Source organism: Tatumella sp. UCD-D_suzukii, assembly GCF_000611875.2.
Lineage (GTDB): Bacteria > Pseudomonadota > Gammaproteobacteria > Enterobacterales > Enterobacteriaceae > Tatumella > Tatumella ptyseos.
Window position 1 is genome coordinate 1 of the sequence record NZ_JFJX01000018.1, and the last position, 16409, is coordinate 16409.

Annotated in this window: 23 protein-coding genes and 1 rRNA gene; 6 read left to right on the forward strand and 18 right to left on the reverse strand. The window is 49.4% G+C overall.

The window, feature by feature from the left end:
• A 16S ribosomal RNA gene (locus CG67_RS05710) occupies positions 1 to 464 on the reverse strand; the annotation flags it as partial.
• Positions 465 to 1344: 880 nt separating this feature from the next.
• On the opposite strand from CG67_RS05710, the gene CG67_RS05715 reads away from it, so the two are divergent.
• Complete coding sequence (locus CG67_RS05715) at positions 1345 to 1914, forward strand: gamma carbonic anhydrase family protein (protein ID WP_025902015.1); 570 nt, start codon at positions 1345 to 1347, stop codon at positions 1912 to 1914.
• On the opposite strand, the gene CG67_RS05720 is transcribed toward CG67_RS05715, so the two are convergent.
• Genes CG67_RS05720 through dprA form a run of 6 tightly spaced genes read right to left on the reverse strand, consistent with a single transcriptional unit; the run spans position 1848 to position 5665 of the window.
• On the reverse strand, positions 1848 to 2126 hold the full coding sequence (locus CG67_RS05720; RefSeq protein ID WP_025902016.1) for a DUF1488 domain-containing protein: 279 nt from the start codon (positions 2124 to 2126) through the stop codon (positions 1848 to 1850). The genes CG67_RS05715 and CG67_RS05720 overlap by 67 nt on opposite strands.
• Positions 2123 to 2938 (reverse strand): shikimate dehydrogenase, encoded by an 816-nt coding sequence (gene aroE / locus CG67_RS05725; protein ID WP_025902017.1) that lies wholly within the window; start codon positions 2936 to 2938, stop codon positions 2123 to 2125. The genes CG67_RS05720 and aroE overlap by 4 nt, the downstream gene beginning before the upstream one ends.
• A gap of 3 nt (positions 2939 to 2941) precedes the next feature.
• A complete protein-coding gene (gene tsaC / locus CG67_RS05730) occupies positions 2942 to 3508 on the reverse strand; it encodes an L-threonylcarbamoyladenylate synthase type 1 TsaC (RefSeq protein WP_025902018.1) in 567 nt (188 codons plus the stop codon).
• Positions 3509 to 3516: 8 nt separating this feature from the next.
• The gene (locus CG67_RS05735; protein WP_025902019.1) at positions 3517 to 4071 is read right to left on the reverse strand and encodes a type I DNA topoisomerase; all 555 of its coding nucleotides are present in this window, start codon (positions 4069 to 4071) and stop codon (positions 3517 to 3519) included.
• A 24-nt stretch (positions 4072 to 4095) separates the two neighbouring features.
• On the reverse strand, positions 4096 to 4569 hold the full coding sequence (gene smg, locus CG67_RS05740; protein WP_025902020.1) for a DUF494 family protein Smg: 474 nt from the start codon (positions 4567 to 4569) through the stop codon (positions 4096 to 4098).
• Positions 4541 to 5665 carry a DNA-protecting protein DprA gene (gene dprA / locus CG67_RS05745; RefSeq protein WP_025902021.1) on the reverse strand — a complete coding sequence of 375 codons (1125 nt, stop codon included), beginning with the start codon at positions 5663 to 5665 and terminating at the stop codon, positions 4541 to 4543. The genes smg and dprA overlap by 29 nt, the downstream gene beginning before the upstream one ends.
• Positions 5666 to 5781: 116 nt before the next feature.
• Between dprA and def the strand changes: the two genes are divergently transcribed.
• The 5 genes from def (at position 5782) to mscL (ending at position 10556) form a co-directional block, all read left to right on the forward strand.
• Positions 5782 to 6294, forward strand: a complete 513-nt coding sequence (def, locus tag CG67_RS05750) for a peptide deformylase (protein ID WP_025902022.1) — start codon at positions 5782 to 5784, stop codon at positions 6292 to 6294.
• Positions 6295 to 6314: 20 nt separating this feature from the next.
• Positions 6315 to 7259, forward strand: coding sequence for a methionyl-tRNA formyltransferase (gene fmt / locus CG67_RS05755; RefSeq protein WP_025902023.1), 945 nt, complete (start codon positions 6315 to 6317; stop codon positions 7257 to 7259).
• A 49-nt stretch (positions 7260 to 7308) separates the two neighbouring features.
• Positions 7309 to 8601: a 16S rRNA (cytosine(967)-C(5))-methyltransferase RsmB gene (rsmB, locus tag CG67_RS05760; RefSeq protein ID WP_025902024.1), complete on the forward strand. Its 1293-nt coding sequence runs from the start codon at positions 7309 to 7311 to the stop codon at positions 8599 to 8601.
• A gap of 20 nt (positions 8602 to 8621) precedes the next feature.
• A complete protein-coding gene (gene trkA, locus CG67_RS05765) occupies positions 8622 to 9998 on the forward strand; it encodes a Trk system potassium transporter TrkA (RefSeq protein ID WP_025902025.1) in 1377 nt (458 codons plus the stop codon).
• A 162-nt stretch (positions 9999 to 10160) separates the two neighbouring features.
• Positions 10161 to 10556, forward strand: a complete 396-nt coding sequence (gene mscL, locus CG67_RS05770) for a large-conductance mechanosensitive channel protein MscL (protein ID WP_025902026.1) — start codon at positions 10161 to 10163, stop codon at positions 10554 to 10556.
• A 24-nt stretch (positions 10557 to 10580) separates the two neighbouring features.
• On the opposite strand, the gene CG67_RS17375 is transcribed toward mscL, so the two are convergent.
• The 11 genes from CG67_RS17375 to rpmD all read right to left on the reverse strand — a co-directional run bounded on the left by CG67_RS17375 (position 10581) and on the right by rpmD (position 16409).
• Entirely contained in the window at positions 10581 to 10811 is a 231-nt protein-coding gene (locus CG67_RS17375) for an alternative ribosome-rescue factor A (protein ID WP_071780149.1), read from the reverse strand.
• A gap of 20 nt (positions 10812 to 10831) precedes the next feature.
• Positions 10832 to 11203 carry a DUF1992 domain-containing protein gene (locus tag CG67_RS05775; protein WP_025902027.1) on the reverse strand — a complete coding sequence of 124 codons (372 nt, stop codon included), beginning with the start codon at positions 11201 to 11203 and terminating at the stop codon, positions 10832 to 10834.
• Positions 11204 to 11298: 95 nt separating this feature from the next.
• Positions 11299 to 11685 (reverse strand): 50S ribosomal protein L17, encoded by a 387-nt coding sequence (rplQ, locus tag CG67_RS05780; RefSeq protein ID WP_025902028.1) that lies wholly within the window; start codon positions 11683 to 11685, stop codon positions 11299 to 11301.
• Between the two features lie 40 nt (positions 11686 to 11725).
• Complete coding sequence (gene rpoA, locus CG67_RS05785) at positions 11726 to 12715, reverse strand: DNA-directed RNA polymerase subunit alpha (protein ID WP_025902029.1); 990 nt, start codon at positions 12713 to 12715, stop codon at positions 11726 to 11728.
• Positions 12716 to 12741: 26 nt separating this feature from the next.
• The gene (rpsD, locus tag CG67_RS05790; RefSeq protein WP_025902030.1) at positions 12742 to 13362 is read right to left on the reverse strand and encodes a 30S ribosomal protein S4; all 621 of its coding nucleotides are present in this window, start codon (positions 13360 to 13362) and stop codon (positions 12742 to 12744) included.
• Positions 13363 to 13393: 31 nt separating this feature from the next.
• Positions 13394 to 13783, reverse strand: coding sequence for a 30S ribosomal protein S11 (gene rpsK / locus CG67_RS05795; protein WP_025902031.1), 390 nt, complete (start codon positions 13781 to 13783; stop codon positions 13394 to 13396).
• Between the two features lie 16 nt (positions 13784 to 13799).
• On the reverse strand, positions 13800 to 14156 hold the full coding sequence (gene rpsM, locus CG67_RS05800; protein WP_025902032.1) for a 30S ribosomal protein S13: 357 nt from the start codon (positions 14154 to 14156) through the stop codon (positions 13800 to 13802).
• 146 nt (positions 14157 to 14302) lie between these two features.
• Positions 14303 to 14419 carry a 50S ribosomal protein L36 gene (gene rpmJ, locus CG67_RS17380; RefSeq protein WP_004160566.1) on the reverse strand — a complete coding sequence of 39 codons (117 nt, stop codon included), beginning with the start codon at positions 14417 to 14419 and terminating at the stop codon, positions 14303 to 14305.
• A gap of 32 nt (positions 14420 to 14451) precedes the next feature.
• Entirely contained in the window at positions 14452 to 15783 is a 1332-nt protein-coding gene (secY, locus tag CG67_RS05805) for a preprotein translocase subunit SecY (RefSeq protein ID WP_025902033.1), read from the reverse strand.
• 8 nt (positions 15784 to 15791) lie between these two features.
• The gene (gene rplO, locus CG67_RS05810; RefSeq protein ID WP_025902034.1) at positions 15792 to 16226 is read right to left on the reverse strand and encodes a 50S ribosomal protein L15; all 435 of its coding nucleotides are present in this window, start codon (positions 16224 to 16226) and stop codon (positions 15792 to 15794) included.
• A gap of 3 nt (positions 16227 to 16229) precedes the next feature.
• Positions 16230 to 16409 carry a 50S ribosomal protein L30 gene (gene rpmD, locus CG67_RS05815; protein WP_004846568.1) on the reverse strand — a complete coding sequence of 60 codons (180 nt, stop codon included), beginning with the start codon at positions 16407 to 16409 and terminating at the stop codon, positions 16230 to 16232.

The window sequence follows — 16409 nt, forward strand, 5'->3', positions numbered from 1 at the left end:
AACACGACTGCCTTCCTCCCCGCTGAAAGTACTTTACAACCCGAAGGCCTTCTTCATACACGCGGCATGGCTGCATCAGGCTTGCGCCCATTGTGCAATATTCCCCACTGCTGCCTCCCGTAGGAGTCTGGACCGTGTCTCAGTTCCAGTGTGGCTGGTCATCCTCTCAGACCAGCTAGGGATCGTCGCCTAGGTGAGCCATTACCTCACCTACAAGCTAATCCCATCTGGGCACATCCGATGGTGCGAGGCCCTAAGGTCCCCCGCTTTGGTCTTGCGACATTATGCGGTATTAGCTACCGTTTCCAGTAGTTATCCCCCTCCATCAGGCAGTTTCCCAGACATTACTCACCCGTCCGCCACTCGTCACCCAAGGAGCAAGCTCCTCTGCGCTACCGTTCGACTTGCATGTGTTAGGCCTGCCGCCAGCGTTCAATCTGAGCCATGATCAAACTCTTCAATTTAAGTTTGATTTGCTGAAACAAGTTCAGCGATGCTCAAGTGTAAAACACTCATAATGAATTTCATTATGTGTTCACTCTTAAGACTTGATATGTTTTACGTCCGGAGACGTTGATATCAATCCTGCGAGTGCCCACACAGATTGTCTGATAAATTGTTAAAGAGCGTTGCAACTCAACCGTTTAGGTTGTTGTTGCGAGGTGGCGTATATTACGCTTTTCACCTCANGCCATGATCAAACTCTTCAATTTAAGTTTGATTTGCTGAAACAAGTTCAGCGATGCTCAAGTGTAAAACACTCATAATGAATTTCATTATGTGTTCACTCTTAAGACTTGATATGTTTTACGTCCGGAGACGTTGATATCAATCCTGCGAGTGCCCACACAGATTGTCTGATAAATTGTTAAAGAGCGTTGCAACTCAACCGTTTAGGTTGTTGTTGCGAGGTGGCGTATATTACGCTTTTCACCTCAGGAGTCAACCACTATTTCGTGATTTTTTCTCCCGGACCGAATCGCTTCAGCCCCTGTCACGCCGCTGCGTATCGCGCTTTGCCGTGTCAGTGGGAGCGCATTATAGGGAGATAATTTTTTCTGACAAGGGTTTATTTCAAATAAATTGCTGAGTGGTGATATTTCATGCTTAACGGGCAACAAACCAGCGGAATGCGTGGTTTTATTCATCAACAGGGCTATTTTAATCACCCACCAGGGTCCTCATTTGCCGTTTCTCTGGCTTAAATTGCCACGTTTATCCCGGCCACAGGCATAAATAATGCAAATATAATCCCTTATCTATTGTACAAATAAGCCCGGCACGCCAGATCTCTATCCACCAGCCCTATAATTGGTAACTTGTCTTTCAGAGGAGCGTTTCTGTATGTCTATAAATGTACTTCGCCCTTTCCAGGGAAATACTCCGACTCCGGGACAGCGAGTCATGCTGGACCCGTCCTGTATCGTCATTGGTGATGTTCTTATCGGTGATGATTCCAGTCTCTGGCCTCTGGTCGTTGCCAGGGGAGATGTGAACCGGATAACCATTGGCGTCAGAAGTAATATCCAGGATGGATCCGTGCTCCATGTGACTCACCGCTCACCCGCAAATCCTCAGGGCTACCCTTTAGTGATTGGTGATGATGTCACTGTGGGGCACAAAGCGATGCTGCACGGATGTACGATCAGAGATCGGGTGCTGGTCGGAATGGGGAGTATTATTCTGGATAATGCTTATATAGAAGAGAATGTCATTATTGGAGCCGGAAGTCTGGTGCCTCCGGGTAAACGGCTGGTCAGCGGGTACCTGTATCTGGGCAGTCCGGTCCGGCAAATCCGTCGCCTGACTGGCGACGAAGAACAGAGTCTGCTTTACTCTGCTGCCAATTACGTTAAATGGAAAGACGTCTGTTTATCGGAACAGATCCAGAACCAGCCATCGGCATCGTCCTGACCGGAAGCAATCAGTACTTCGGCTTCTTCTTCAAGATCCCAGCGGTATTGCCGGAAAAGTTCCAGCGCCTGCCCTTCCCCGTATCGCTGAGATAACTCCATTGCTGTGATTGCACACCAGAGTTGCATGCCATGATGCAAGGCCGGGAAACACACGGCCTGCCGTTCTGCATTCCATTCTTCGCGATCCGGGAACTGTAATGCCTGATTCATGGCTGCAGCGCCTGTTTCACCGCAGTAATCACCGGTCCGACGTCCGGCATCACCCCGTGCCATAATTTGAATGCATGCGCGGCCTGAGATACCAGCATACCGACACCGTCCGAAAGAGACGTCGCCCCGTGCTGCGCTGCCATCGCCAGGAAAGGAGTCTGGCCCTGCTGATAAAACATATCGTAACAACGGGTATCGGGAGTGAAGATATCTGCAGGAAGCTGTGGGACCTCCCCGCTGACGCCACTGGAGGTTGCATTAATAATGAGATCGTATTCCTGCAGTAACTTATTATGTTCACTGGCAAGGATGGTTCCTGCATGCCGGTAGGTTTCCACCAGCGTTTCCGCTCTGGATAAAGTACGGTTAGTGAGGGTTATCCGGCATCCGTAATCCAGTAACGGCAGGATCACCCCGCGGGCCGCCCCGCCAGCACCCACCAGCAATATATGCGAGTCGGGTGTGATCATCTCTTGTCTTTGCAGATCACTGAGCAAACCAATTCCGTCAGTGTTATCTCCGAGGAGTCTGCCGTCCGGCTCTTTCCTGAGAGTATTAACCGCTTTTGATAACGCGGCGCGATCGGTTAACTCGTCAGCCATGGCGCAGGCTTCCTGTTTAAAGGGCAGCGTGACATTGGCTCCCCGGCCACCGGCATTGAAAAACTCACGAGCCGTCGGGACAAACTGATCCACAGGCGCACATATCCGACCATAAGTGTGTTCTATCCCTGTCTGACGGGCAAACAGCTGATGGATAAAAGGCGACTTGCTGTGAGTGATCGGATGACCAAAAACGACGAATTGTTCCATTATCTACCCCTGACGAATGAGTTCACCGGTAATGACATTACGGATCTCTGACGGATTCTGGCGTCCGCCGGTTACTCCCTGCAGAACAGGAAAATCATTACCAAACTGCGCCGTGATTTCCTGCACATTCCGGCAAGGTTCCTGACCGGAAAAGTTCGCGCTGGTAGAGACTAACGGCTTCCCGTATGCCAGGCACAATTGCTGAACATCCGGATGATTACTGACGCGGATGGCCAGAGAATCAAATTGACCTCTCAACCATCGGGGAGCACGGGAAGGTACCACAAAAGTCACCGGCCCGGGCCAGTGTGAGAACATCCGCTCTCTTTGTTCATCCGTCAGTTGCTCATCACTGATATAAGGCAGCAGTTGCTGATAATTAGCCGCGATCAGAATCAATCCTTTTTCCACTGGACGCGCCTTAATCTTCAGCAGAGCCATAATAGCCTCTTCACTGTCAGGGTCACATCCTAACCCGAACACAGCTTCCGTCGGATACGCAATAACGGCATTTTTTTTCAATGACTCAACACAAACATGCAGAGAATCTGATGATAACGGGTTATACATGATAGGTATTATTTCTCTTCAGTCTTTTCAGGAACGGGCTTACCACAAAGCTTACTGGCGCAGATAAGCCTCAGACCTTTTGCGGTTTTCTTTTCAGCTAATAACGGGAAGTGGCAGTACAGGCACTCTCCCGCCACAGGGCGGGCGTTCACCACAAACTGGCATTCAGGATAGCGGCTGCAGGCATGGAAATACTTACCATATCGTGAACGTCGCTGGACCAAATGCCCCTGCTGACACTCAGGGCAGGTAATACCCGTATCATCCGGCTGGTCGATAGTTTCACTGTGTGAACACTCAGGATAACGGCTGCACGCGATAAACATCCCATACCGCCCCTGACGCAACGCTTTATCAGCGCCGCATTCAGGACAAGGTATCCCTTCGAGGATTTTAATAAGATGCCCTTCATTACGCGGTCCCAACGGACGGATATAATTGCACTCCGGATATCGGGAACAACCGGTAAAAGGACCATGTTTACCTGAACGTATCACCAGTTCTGCCCCGCATTCGGGGCAGTTATCCTGATGACGGACAGCAAACAGTGCTGTTTTATTCATAATTTTGCTATAGCGAAGAAAATATCAATGCAGAATACTGTCATTAGCGTCGAAAAGTAACTCTTCCATTTGCTGGTAGGCATCTTCACAGCCCGGGATATTAAAAAGCACCATCAGGATGACCCACTTGAGATCATCCAGGGCAAACTCCAGAGAGTCGAGAGCGGTCACCCGTTCAATAACCATTTCACGGGTATCAAGATTCAGCACCTGCACCTGCTCCAGGAACAATAAAAACCCCCGGCAATCCGCATCCAGTTTCTGACACTCTTCAGCGGTGTAAATACGCATGGAGAGCGGATCACCGGACATCTGGATAGGCTCGACCAGTCCTTCCTGATAATCAGCAAGTTTTTCCAGCCATTGTAATGCGTTACTGATATCTTCCTGATCAAAACCGGCATCCGTCAGGTCATCTGTCAACCTTTCCTGGTCAACCTGCGTGTCAGTCTCAGTATGAATATAGGTCTCAAACAAGTACATAAGTACGTCGAACATGGCATGCCCTCCTTAAACGGACATAGCCGCCGGGTACAGCTGCGATCCATCCTGCTAACTCCAGCTCAAGCAAAGCAGCTGCGATAACTGGCACAGGTTGGCCGGCACGTTCAGCGACGACGTCAACAGGTGTAACCTCATCTTCTACGTTAGCCAACACATCAGCAAATGGCAATGGAACAGTGCCCTCCCCGGGTGAATTTATTTCCTCAGATGCTGAAAACCGCAAAGAATGATAACCCGTCTGGAGATCCTCCAGCAGATCGTTAGGGTGTGATACCAGCAATGCTCCTTCTTTGATCAGCCAGTGCGTTCCTTCTGTTTCGGGTTTACCCAACGGGCCGGGGAGCGCGTAAATATTGCGGTTTTGCTCTAATGCATAACGTGCTGTGATCAATGACCCGCTTTTTACCCCAGCTTCAACAACTAATACACCCAGACTGAGACCACTGATAATACGGTTACGGCGAGGAAAATGCCCCGGCAGTGGCGGTGCCATCAACGGAAACTCCGACACCAGCGCCCCTCCCTGCGCAACAATCTCTTGGCTGAGAGACCGGTGCCGGGCAGGATAAAGGTTCAGTAGACCGCTACCGAGTACCGCAACAGTTTTCCCGCGACAGGAAAGCGCCGACCGGTGCGCAACCCCGTCGATCCCCAAAGCCAGACCGCTGGTAATGGTCATCCCGCTCAATGAAAGTGATTCTGAAAAAAATGCTCCCCAATGTTCACCATAGCGCGTGCTCCGCCGGCTGCCGACCACGGCTATCTGAGCCGTAGAAAGAGCTCCGGGATCACCTTTAACAAAGAGACAAAGTGGCCGGGCGGCAATTTCGGTCAATAAGCGTGGATAGCGGGGGTCAGATAACGTCAGGAAATGATGATTTTCGCCTTCCAGCCATTTCTGCGTCTGAACCAGCGATTTTTCATTGAGTCTCAGAAACTGCTGTCGCTGTTTTTGGGTGAGGCCAGGCACGTCGGATAACGATGCCTGGGTACCCGATAGCTGCATTAACTTTTCAGCCATTTTCCGGCGGTCTTCCGCCTTTATTCCCTCTACTGCCGCAAGACGTAACCATATTTCAGTAATGTCCATACGATGATCCCTGTGCCGGCACTTTTATCCCGTCAGCAATACTGTCAATCGCACAATGAAACGTCTACAATATGAGGTAGTCAACTTATATATTACGAATAAAGATCCGGATATTTATGTCAGTTTTACAGGTATTACATTTCCCTGACGAGCGACTGCGTACCGTTGCTGCGCCAGTAAAAGAAGTCAACGCCGATATTCAGCGCATTGTCGATGATATGTTCGAAACAATGTATGCAGAAGAAGGTATCGGACTGGCCGCAACACAGGTCGATATTCACCAGCGAATCATTGTGATTGATGTTTCTGAGAACCGTGATGAGAAACTGGTGCTGATTAACCCTGAACTCCTTGAATCCAGTGGTGAAACCGGGATTGAAGAGGGCTGTCTGTCTATTCCTGAACAACGTGCACTGGTACCACGGGCAGAGCGGGTAAAAATACGTGCCCTGAACCGTGAAGGTAAGAGCTATGAGCTCGAAACTGATGGCCTGCTGGCTATTTGTATCCAGCATGAGATGGATCATCTGATGGGTAAACTGTTCGTTGATTACCTGTCTCCGCTTAAACGCCAGCGTATTCGTCAGAAACTGGAAAAACTCGCTCGTCAGACAACCCGGGCGTCCTGAACCTCCGAAAAGGGATAATTGTGTCCGACTCGTTGAAAATTATTTTTGCCGGCACACCTGATTTTGCAGCGCGTCATCTCGACGCGCTGCTTGCTTCAGAGCACCAGGTGGTCGGTGTATTCACTCAGCCCGACCGTCCGGCCGGACGGGGCAAAAAGTTAGTGGCAAGTCCGGTGAAAACACTGGCTGAATCGCACCACATTCCCGTATTCCAGCCAGCCTCGCTTAAAGCCCCTGAAAATCAGCAGCTGGTTGCGGATCTGAATGCCGATATCATGGTGGTGGTAGCTTATGGTCTCCTGCTACCGGAAGCTGTATTAACCCTGCCCCGGCTGGGATGTATTAATGTCCATGGGTCACTTCTGCCACGCTGGCGAGGTGCTGCACCTATCCAGCGTGCATTATGGGCAGGTGATGATGAGACAGGCATTACGATTATGCAGATGGATGCAGGGCTGGATACTGGCGATATGTTGGTGAAACTCACCTGCCCTATCCGCTCAACAGATACCAGTGTTTCTCTGTATGACACCCTGGCGCAACTGGGCCCGCAGGGGATGCTGACCACATTACAGCAACTGGCCGAGGGCCGCGCGGTTGCGGTGAAGCAGGATGATACCCTGGCAACCTATGCCAAAAAACTCAGCAAAGAAGAAGCCCGTCTGAACTGGACACTGTCCGCTGATCAGCTGGAACGGTGTATCCGGGCATTCAACCCGTGGCCGGTCAGCTACTTTATGCTGGATGAACAACCGGTAAAAGTCTGGCAGGCATCGGTCTTACCGCATCAGGATCTGCAACCCGGAACGATTGTTCAGACAGACAAGAACGGTATCCGGGTGGCAACCGCAGACGGCGTGCTGCAACTGGAAATCCTGCAACCTGCAGGCAAAAAACCAATGCAGGCAAGAGAGCTACTGAACTCGCGCCAGGAGTGGTTTATGCCAGGCACTGTTCTGGCCTGAGCCGGTTATCCATGTTCTGCCGGCAATACTGGCTAATTGAAGATATTCCATGAAAAAAACTACCAATCTGCGCAGTCTGGCAGCCCGTCTTATTGAACAGGTCGTCGATAAAGGGCAGTCGCTGAGCGCAATTCTCCCGGCCGCTCAAAAAAGCCTGAACGATAAAGACAGCGCATTACTGCAGGAATTATGTTTCGGCGTCGTACGTACTTTACCGCAGCTGGATGCGTTAATCGGTAAGCTGATGGACCGGCCGATGACCGGCAAGCAGCGAACGATTCACTATCTGTTGATGGTCGGTATTTATCAGATGCTTTATACACGGATCCCTGCCCATGCGATCCTCGCAGAAACCGTGGAAGGTGCTGTCGTACTGAAAAAGCAGAGTCTGAAAGGACTGGTAAACGGTGTTTTACGCCAGTTCCAGCGTCGCCAGACAGAACTGACAGAGTCACTGGAAGGGCAAAGCGTTAATCTGTGGCATCCTTCCTGGCTGCTGAAACGCTTGCAGGTAAGCTGGCCTGAGCAATGGCAACAGATTGTTCAGGCAAATAATCTTCGTCCTCCCATGTGGTTAAGGGTCAATCGCCAACATAACACCCGTGATCAGTGGCTTGAACTACTGAATGCGCAGGAGATGACAGGTACACCTGATATGTTATCCGGGGATGCGATCCGTCTGGAGAAACCCGCCGGCGTGACACAATTACCGGGCTTTACTGACGGATGGGTAACGGTTCAGGATCTTTCAGCACAACGTTGTGCGCAATATCTCACTCCGGAAAACGGTGAAGATATTCTGGACTTATGTGCAGCACCTGGCGGAAAAACCACACATATTCTTGAAATTGCTCCCGAAGCCAACGTACTGGCCGTCGATGTGGATGCCCAGCGCCTTAGCAGAGTTACAGAAAACCTGGGCCGTTTAGGGATGCATGCTGAAGTCAGGCAGGGGGATGGTCGTACTCCGGCACTGTGGTGTGCAGAGCGCCAGTTTGATCGCATTCTGCTCGATGCGCCTTGTTCGGCAACCGGTGTTATCCGCCGCCACCCGGATATTAAGTGGCTGCGTCGTGACAGTGATATCGATGAGCTGGTACGTTTGCAGTCTGAAATACTGGATGCTATCTGGCCATACCTTAAACCTGGCGGGACAATGGTGTATGCAACCTGCTCCGTGTTACCGGAAGAGAACCATAAGCAGATAGCCGCATTTCTTGAACGCCATGAAGATGCGAAGGCAGAAGCATTACCCGGCGGAGAGAAATACGGCCTGCAGGTCTTCCCTCAGGAACTGGGTGGTGACGGTTTTTTCTATGCTAAATTACTGAAGAACGCCTAACCCATAAGAGTGAAACGACGATGAAAATTATTATCCTGGGCGCCGGACAAGTCGGTGGAACACTGGCAGAAAACCTGGTGGGGGAAAATAACGATATCACTGTTGTTGATACCGATCCTGGCAGATTACGCCACTTACAGGATAAGTTCGATCTGCGGGTAGTCAATGGCCCGGCATCTCACCCCCGGGTGCTTCGTGAAGCGGGTGCTGAAGATGCCGATATGCTGGTCGCTGTCACCAGTTCTGATGAAACCAATATGGTTGCCTGCCAGATAGCTTACTCATTATTTAATACCCCTAACCGGATCGCCCGGATCCGTGCCGCAGAGTATTTACGTGATAACCAAAAGTTATTTACTCCGGAAGCGATCCCCATCGATCATTTGATCTCTCCTGAACAACTGGTGATCGATAGCATCTATCGCCTGATCGAGTATCCGGGCGCCTTACAGGTCGTCAACTTCGCCGGAGGTAAAGTCAGCCTTGGGGTGGTTAAGGCCTATTACGGAGGCCCACTCATCGGTAACCCGTTATCTGTTATGCGTGAGCATATGCCGCACATTGAAAGCCGGGTCGCCGCTATTTTCCGTCAGGATAAACCTATTCGCCCGCAGGGGTCGACTATCGTTGAAGCAGGTGATGAGGTTTTTTTCATTGCTGAAAATCAACATATCCGCGCCGTAATGAGCGAGATGCAGCGGCTTGAAAAGCCATATAAACGTATCATGCTGGTAGGAGGTGGTAATATTGGTTTTGGCCTGGCGCAGCAACTTGAAAAACAATACAGCGTGAAACTGATTGAACGTAATCCTCAGCGTGCTGCAGAGCTGGCCGAATTACTCAACGATACTATCGTGTTTTACGGAGATGCCTCGGACCAGGAATTACTGGCCGAAGAGCATATCGACCAGATTGACCTGTTTATTGCCGTCACCAATGATGATGAAGCTAATATCATGTCGGCTATGCTGGCGAAGAAAATGGGTGCCAAAAAGGCCATGGTACTTATCCAACGCCGTGCCTATGTCGATCTCGTTCAAAGTAGTGTGATTGATATTGCTATCTCTCCGCAGCAGGCAACGATATCTGCTTTACTTGGGCATGTACGCAAAGCTGATATTGTCAGTGTTTCTTCACTGCGCAGGGGGATTGCAGAAGCCATTGAAGCTATCGCTCATGGGGATGAAACAACCTCGCGTGTTGTGGGACGTACAGTCAGTGAGATTAAACTGCCGCCGGGGACGATAATTGGTGCGATTGTACGAGGCGAAGAAGTGATGATTGCGAATGATAGTGTCAGAATCGAGCAAGGTGATCATGTGATCATGTTCCTGACTGATAAGAAATTCATTTCAGACGTAGAAAAACTATTCCAGCCGAGTCCGTTCTTCCTGTAAAACTGCAATCAGCTGTGAACTATGGTTCCGGTGGTAAACGGGATGAACAGTTCCCGCTTTCTGTAATGTAAAAAAGAGTAAAACAGTTTCGTGGTGTTTGTGGAAAAAAAACGACTTATTAACTAGAATCAGGTTTAACTTAATCTTTAGTCGGGTGATAACATGAGTTTAATGAAAGAATTTCGCGATTTTGCGATGCGTGGGAATGTAGTAGACTTGGCAGTCGGTGTCGTTATCGGTGCTGCGTTTGGTAAAATCGTCTCTTCTTTGGTTGCTAATATCATTATGCCACCATTGGGTTTATTGATTGGCGGGATTGATTTTAAGCAATTTAAATGGGTACTGAAAGCTGCGGATGGCACCACTCCTGCCGTCGTCATGGACTATGGTGTATTCATCCAGTCAGTATTTGATTTTGTTATCATCGCTTTTGCTATTTTCCTGGTAATTAAGCTGATTAACAAACTTTATAAGAAAGAAGCTCCGGCACCGAAAGGCCCGTCCGTTGAAGAAACACTATTAACTGAAATTCGTGATTTACTGAAAGAAAAACAGTAATTCATAAATCATCATGGAAAGCCGCTATATTATCGATATAGCGGCTTTTTTTATGGATGAAAAAGAAGAGGGCAATGAAAATCTCACGTTTTCATTGCCCTCTCTGCTGTCCTGCCGGTTATTACGGTTTTTACGCTGATAACTGCCTTTCCCTTTTTTATTTTTCTCCGTTCTGACACGAAAAAGTGGGTCATGTAATAATGCCTGGAGAGCATTGTCAGTGATTACACCTTTAGTATGACGATAACTGCCCATACAACCTCCGCATAATATCTCTATTCCTTATTTAATTGCCTGATGACGGTAGCACCATACTGGCCATCATTTATAAAGTCTGTACTCAAACCCGCCTGACGTAATTTCAGTTCCAGGACGCGTAATCTTTTATGATATTCAGCGGCCTGATGATCTTCAGGATCAAGTTGCTGTAAAAGATCGACCAGCTCAAGAGCCTCACGACGTGATTCAAGTTCCGGGGGAAGATAGCCCGAGTTCTTCAAAAGACGATATGCTGAACGTAATTCCACCGGAACCTGGCTGTCATCGTCAAGCATAAGTGGCTTTCCTTCGCCGGGTAAACCGGACAGCTCACCTTTTTGCAGCGCATCCTGAATATGGCGTTCAGCCATCTGATCAATAAGCCACATAGAATTCCTCCGGGGCAGGTCAGGATGAATATTATACACTACTTTCCTTCAGACAATAAAAAACCCGCCGAAGCGGGTTCTTTAATTACTGCAAATTACTCTGCAGTTGCTTCTGCTTGAGCTTCCGGACGATCAACCAGCTCGATGTATGCCATCGGAGCGTTGTCACCAGCACGGAAGCCACACTTCAGAATACGAGTGTAACCACCGGTACGGCTCGCGAAACGCGGGCCGAGCTCATTAAACAGTTTTGCAACGATCTCGTTATCACGAGTACGTGCGAATGCCAGACGACGATTAGCAACGCTATCAGTCTTGGCAAGAGTAATCAGCGGCTCAACTACGCGACGCAGCTCTTTGGCTTTCGGCAGAGTCGTCTTGATGATCTCATGACGAACCAGTGAACCAGCCATGTTACGGAACATAGCCTGACGATGGCTGCTGTTACGGTTCAGTTGACGACCACTCTTACGATGGCGCATGACCTTATCCTTCTCAGTGAAACCTTAACCTGTGATCCGGTTACTCATCAGCAATGCTTGCCGGTGGCCAGTTTTCCAGGCGCATGCCCAGTGACAGTCCACGCGAAGCCAGCACGTCTTTGATCTCGGTAAGAGATTTTTTCCCAAGGTTAGGCGTCTTAAGAAGCTCAACCTCAGTACGTTGTACCAGATCACCGATGTAGTGGATAGCTTCTGCCTTAAGGCAGTTAGCAGAGCGGACAGTCAATTCCAGATCGTCAACAGGGCGCAGCAGGATCGGATCGAATTCTGGTTTCTCTTCTTTCACTTCTGGCTGACGAACATCACGTAAGTCAACAAAAGCATCAAGTTGTTCAGCCAGAATGGTCGCCGCACGACGAATCGCCTCTTCAGGATCGATTGTGCCGTTGGTTTCCATTTCGATGACCAGCTTGTCCAGGTCGGTACGTTGCTCAACACGAGCTGCTTCAACATTGTAGGCAATACGATCTACAGGGCTGTAGCAAGCATCGACTAACAAACGACCGATTGGGCGCTCATCTTCTTCCGAATGAATTCGGGCAGAAGCCGGCACATAACCACGACCACGCTGAACTTTGATACGCATATTGATTGATGCGTTTTCATCGGTCAGGTGACAAATTACGTGCTGTGGCTTGACGATTTCGACATCACCGTCATGGGTAATGTCGGCTGCAGTCACAGGGCCAATGCCAGATTTATTCAGGGTCAGGATGACATCATCTTTACCCTGAACTCTTACCGCCAGCCCTTTCAGGTTGAGCAGGATTTCCAGGATATCCTCCTGAACGCCCTCTTTGGTGCTGTACTCGTGGAGTACACCATCAATTTCAACCTCGGTCACCGCGCAACCCGGCATGGAAGAAAGCAGAATACGGCGCAGTGCATTACCCAGAGTATGGCCAAAGCCACGCTCTAAAGGCTCAAGGGTCACCTTGGCGTGCGTCGAACTCACTTGCTCGATATCTACCAGGCGCGGTTTTAGAAACTCTGTCACAGAACCCTGCATTGTGTCCTCTCTTTGGTACTCAAGCTTTATTTAGAGTAAAGCTCGATGATCAGGTGCTCGTTAATGTCCGCAGACAGATCAGTACGTTCTGGCTTACGCTTGAACACACCTTCCATCTTCGCTGCATCAACTTCCAGCCAGGTTGGCTTTTCACGCTGCTCAGCCAGCTCCAGAGCGGCCTTCACGCGAGATTGCTTTTTGGCTTTCTCACGGATGCTAACGACATCATTCGGAGATACCTGATAAGAAGCGATGTTAACAACGCGGCCATTTACCATAATCGCTTTATGGCTAACCAGCTGGCGTGCTTCAGCACGAGTGGCACCAAAGCCCATACGATAAACTACGTTATCCAGACGACCTTCCAGCAGAACCAGCAGGTTTTCACCTGTGTTGCCTTTCAGACGTGCTGCTTCTTTGTAATAGTTACGGAATTGACGTTCAAGAACACCGTAGATACGACGAACTTTTTGTTTCTCACGTAACTGACCGCCGTAGTCAGACAGACGTGGCTTACGCGCACCGTGCTGACCTGGGGCTTGTTCAATTTTGCACTTGGTATCGATCGCGCGAACGCCAGACTTAAGGAATAAGTCGGTGCCCTCACGACGGCTCAGCTTGAGCTTAGGACCCAAATATCTTGCCATTTTCTTTCTCCAACTAACCTAAAAACGGGCGTTAAACGCGACGTTTCTTCGGCGGACGACAACCGTTGTGAGGGATCGGAGTCACATCAGTAATGTTAGTGATGCGGAAACCAGCGGCGTTCAGAGCACGAATAGTTGATTCGCGACCCGGACCCGGACCCTTAACCATAACTTCCAGGTTCTTAATACCGTAATCTTTTACAGCTTCTGCACAGCGCTCTGCAGCGACCTGAGCAGCAAACGGAGTAGATTTACGTGAACCGCGGAAACCGGAACCACCGGCGGTTGCCCAACCCAGCGCATTACCCTGACGATCAGTGATAGTAACGATGGTGTTGTTAAAAGATGCATGGATATGAGCCACGCCATCTGAGACTTGTTTTCTTACACGCTTACGTGCACGAACTGGTGCCTTTGCCATTATTTACCCACCCCGATTATTTCTTGATCGGTTTGCGCGGACCCTTACGGGTACGTGCATTGGTCTTGGTACGCTGACCGCGAACCGGAAGACCACGACGATGACGCAAACCACGGTAGCAGCCAAGGTCCATAAGACGCTTGATGCTCAGGGTAACTTCACGACGCAGATCACCTTCTACAACGAACTTGCCAACTGCTTCACGCAGTTGCTCAATCTGTTCTTCAGACAGCTCACTGATCTTAACATGTTCAGCAATACCCGTTGAGGCACAAATGGCCTGGGAACGAGTTTTACCGATACCGAAAATCGATGTTAAAGCGATAACGGTATGTTTATGATCAGGAATGTTAATGCCTGCTATACGGGCCACTATGCACTCCTATTACTAATTAACTGCGTGCCATTCTGAAAAGCCCGTTTTCAGGATACTCAAATGGGAACGCAATAACATACAAAAGATTGGCTGGCTAATCTAGCCAGCTCAACCCGACTTTGCAAGAAAAATATGCGAAAAAATCAGCCTTGGCGCTGTTTATGCTTAGGCTCGGCACTACAAATCACACGTACGACACCGTCGCGACGGATGATTTTGCAGTTACGACATAATTTCTTGACGGAAGCACGAACTTTCATTTTTACTCTCCGTAACTTCTCAAGCTCCTGAATTAACGGCCGTAGCCTTTCAGGTTTGCTTTCTTCAATGCAGACTCATATTGACTCGACATCATCAGAGTTTGCACTTGAGCCATAAAGTCCATGATGACGACAACTACAATCAGCAGTGAAGTACCACCGAAGTAGAAGGGGACATTCATCGCCTCACGCATGAACTCCGGGATCAGACAGATAAAAGTAATATACAAAGCGCCAACCAAAGTTAAACGCGTCATTACTTTATCGATATACCTGGCCGTTTGCTCTCCCGGACGAATTCCCGGTACGAATGCACCAGACTTCTTCAGGTTATCTGCTGTTTCACGTGGGTTGAAAACCAACGCCGTATAGAAGAAACAGAAGAAGATGATTGCAGTCGCATAGAGTAGCACATAAAGCGGCTGACCTGGCTGTAAATACATAGAAATAGTAGTCAGCCAGTTCCAGCCGGTACCGCCCCCGAACCAGGACGCAATTGTCGCCGGAAACAGGATGATGCTGGAAGCAAAGATTGCCGGGATAACACCCGCCATATTTACTTTCAACGGTAAATGTGTGCTCTGTGCAGCGTAAACGCGGCGACCCTGTTGACGTTTAGCGTAGTTTACCACAATGCGGCGTTGACCACGTTCAACGAAAATAACAAAGAAAGTCACTGCAAATACGAGAACTGCAACCAACAGCAACAGGAGGAAGTTCAGGTCACCCTGCCGTGCCTGCTCAATGGTATGGCCAATGGCCTGCGGTAAGCCCGCAACAATACCAGCAAAAATAATGATCGAGATACCGTTACCAATACCTCGTTCAGTAATTTGCTCACCTAACCACATCAGGAACATTGTCCCGGTGACCAGGCTGACAACAGCCGTAAAGTAGAATGCCGGGCCTGGATTCATTACCAGGCCTTGCATACCAGGCATATTCGGCAGACCGGTAGCAATACCGACTGCCTGGAATATCGCCAGGACTAACGTTGCATAGCGGGTGTACTGGCTAATCTTACGACGGCCAGCCTCCCCTTCTTTCTTAATTTCAGCTAACGCCGGATGAACCACCGTTAACAGCTGGATAATAATAGAGGCCGAAATATACGGCATAATACCCAGGGCAAAGATAGAAGCACGGCTAAGTGCACCACCAGAGAACATGTTAAACATTTCAATGATGGTGCCACGCTGTTGCTCAAGCAGTTTGGCAAGGACTGTGGCATCAATACCAGGGATTGGAATAAAAGAGCCAATTCGGAAGACAATCAGTGCACCTATAACAAACATCAGTCTGCGTTTTAGTTCACCTATCCCACCCTTGGCACTTTGAAAATCTAATCCTGGTTGTTTAGCCATCAGCTCACTTAGTCCTCAATTTTACCGCCAGCAGCTTCGATTGCAGCACGAGCACCTTTAGTGACACGCAGACCACGAACCGTTACCGGAGCAGAAACTTCGCCAGACAGAATAACTTTCGCGAATTCAATCTGAATTCCGATAATGTTAGCTGCTTTCAGCGTGTTCAGATCGACAATACCGCCTTCTACTTTCGCCAGGTCAGACAGACGAACTTCGGCTGTGACCATTGCTTTGCGAGAAGTAAAGCCAAATTTTGGCAGACGACGGTATAAAGGCATCTGGCCACCCTCGAAACCGCGACGTACGCCACCGCCAGAACGTGAGTTCTGACCTTTGTGACCACGACCACCAGTTTTACCGAGACCGGAACCAATACCACGACCCAGACGTTTGGAAGCGTGCTTAGACCCTTCGGCCGGAGACAGAGTATTTAAACGCATCTCTTACTCCTCCACTTTAACCATGTAGGAAACCGCGTTAACCATACCGCGAACCGCAGGAGTATCCTCGCGTTCTACAGTATGACCAATGCGACGCAGACCCAGGCCAAGCAGTGTTGCCTTGTGTTTAGGCAGACGACCGATTGCACTACGGGTTTGAGTAATTTTAATAGTCTTTGCCAT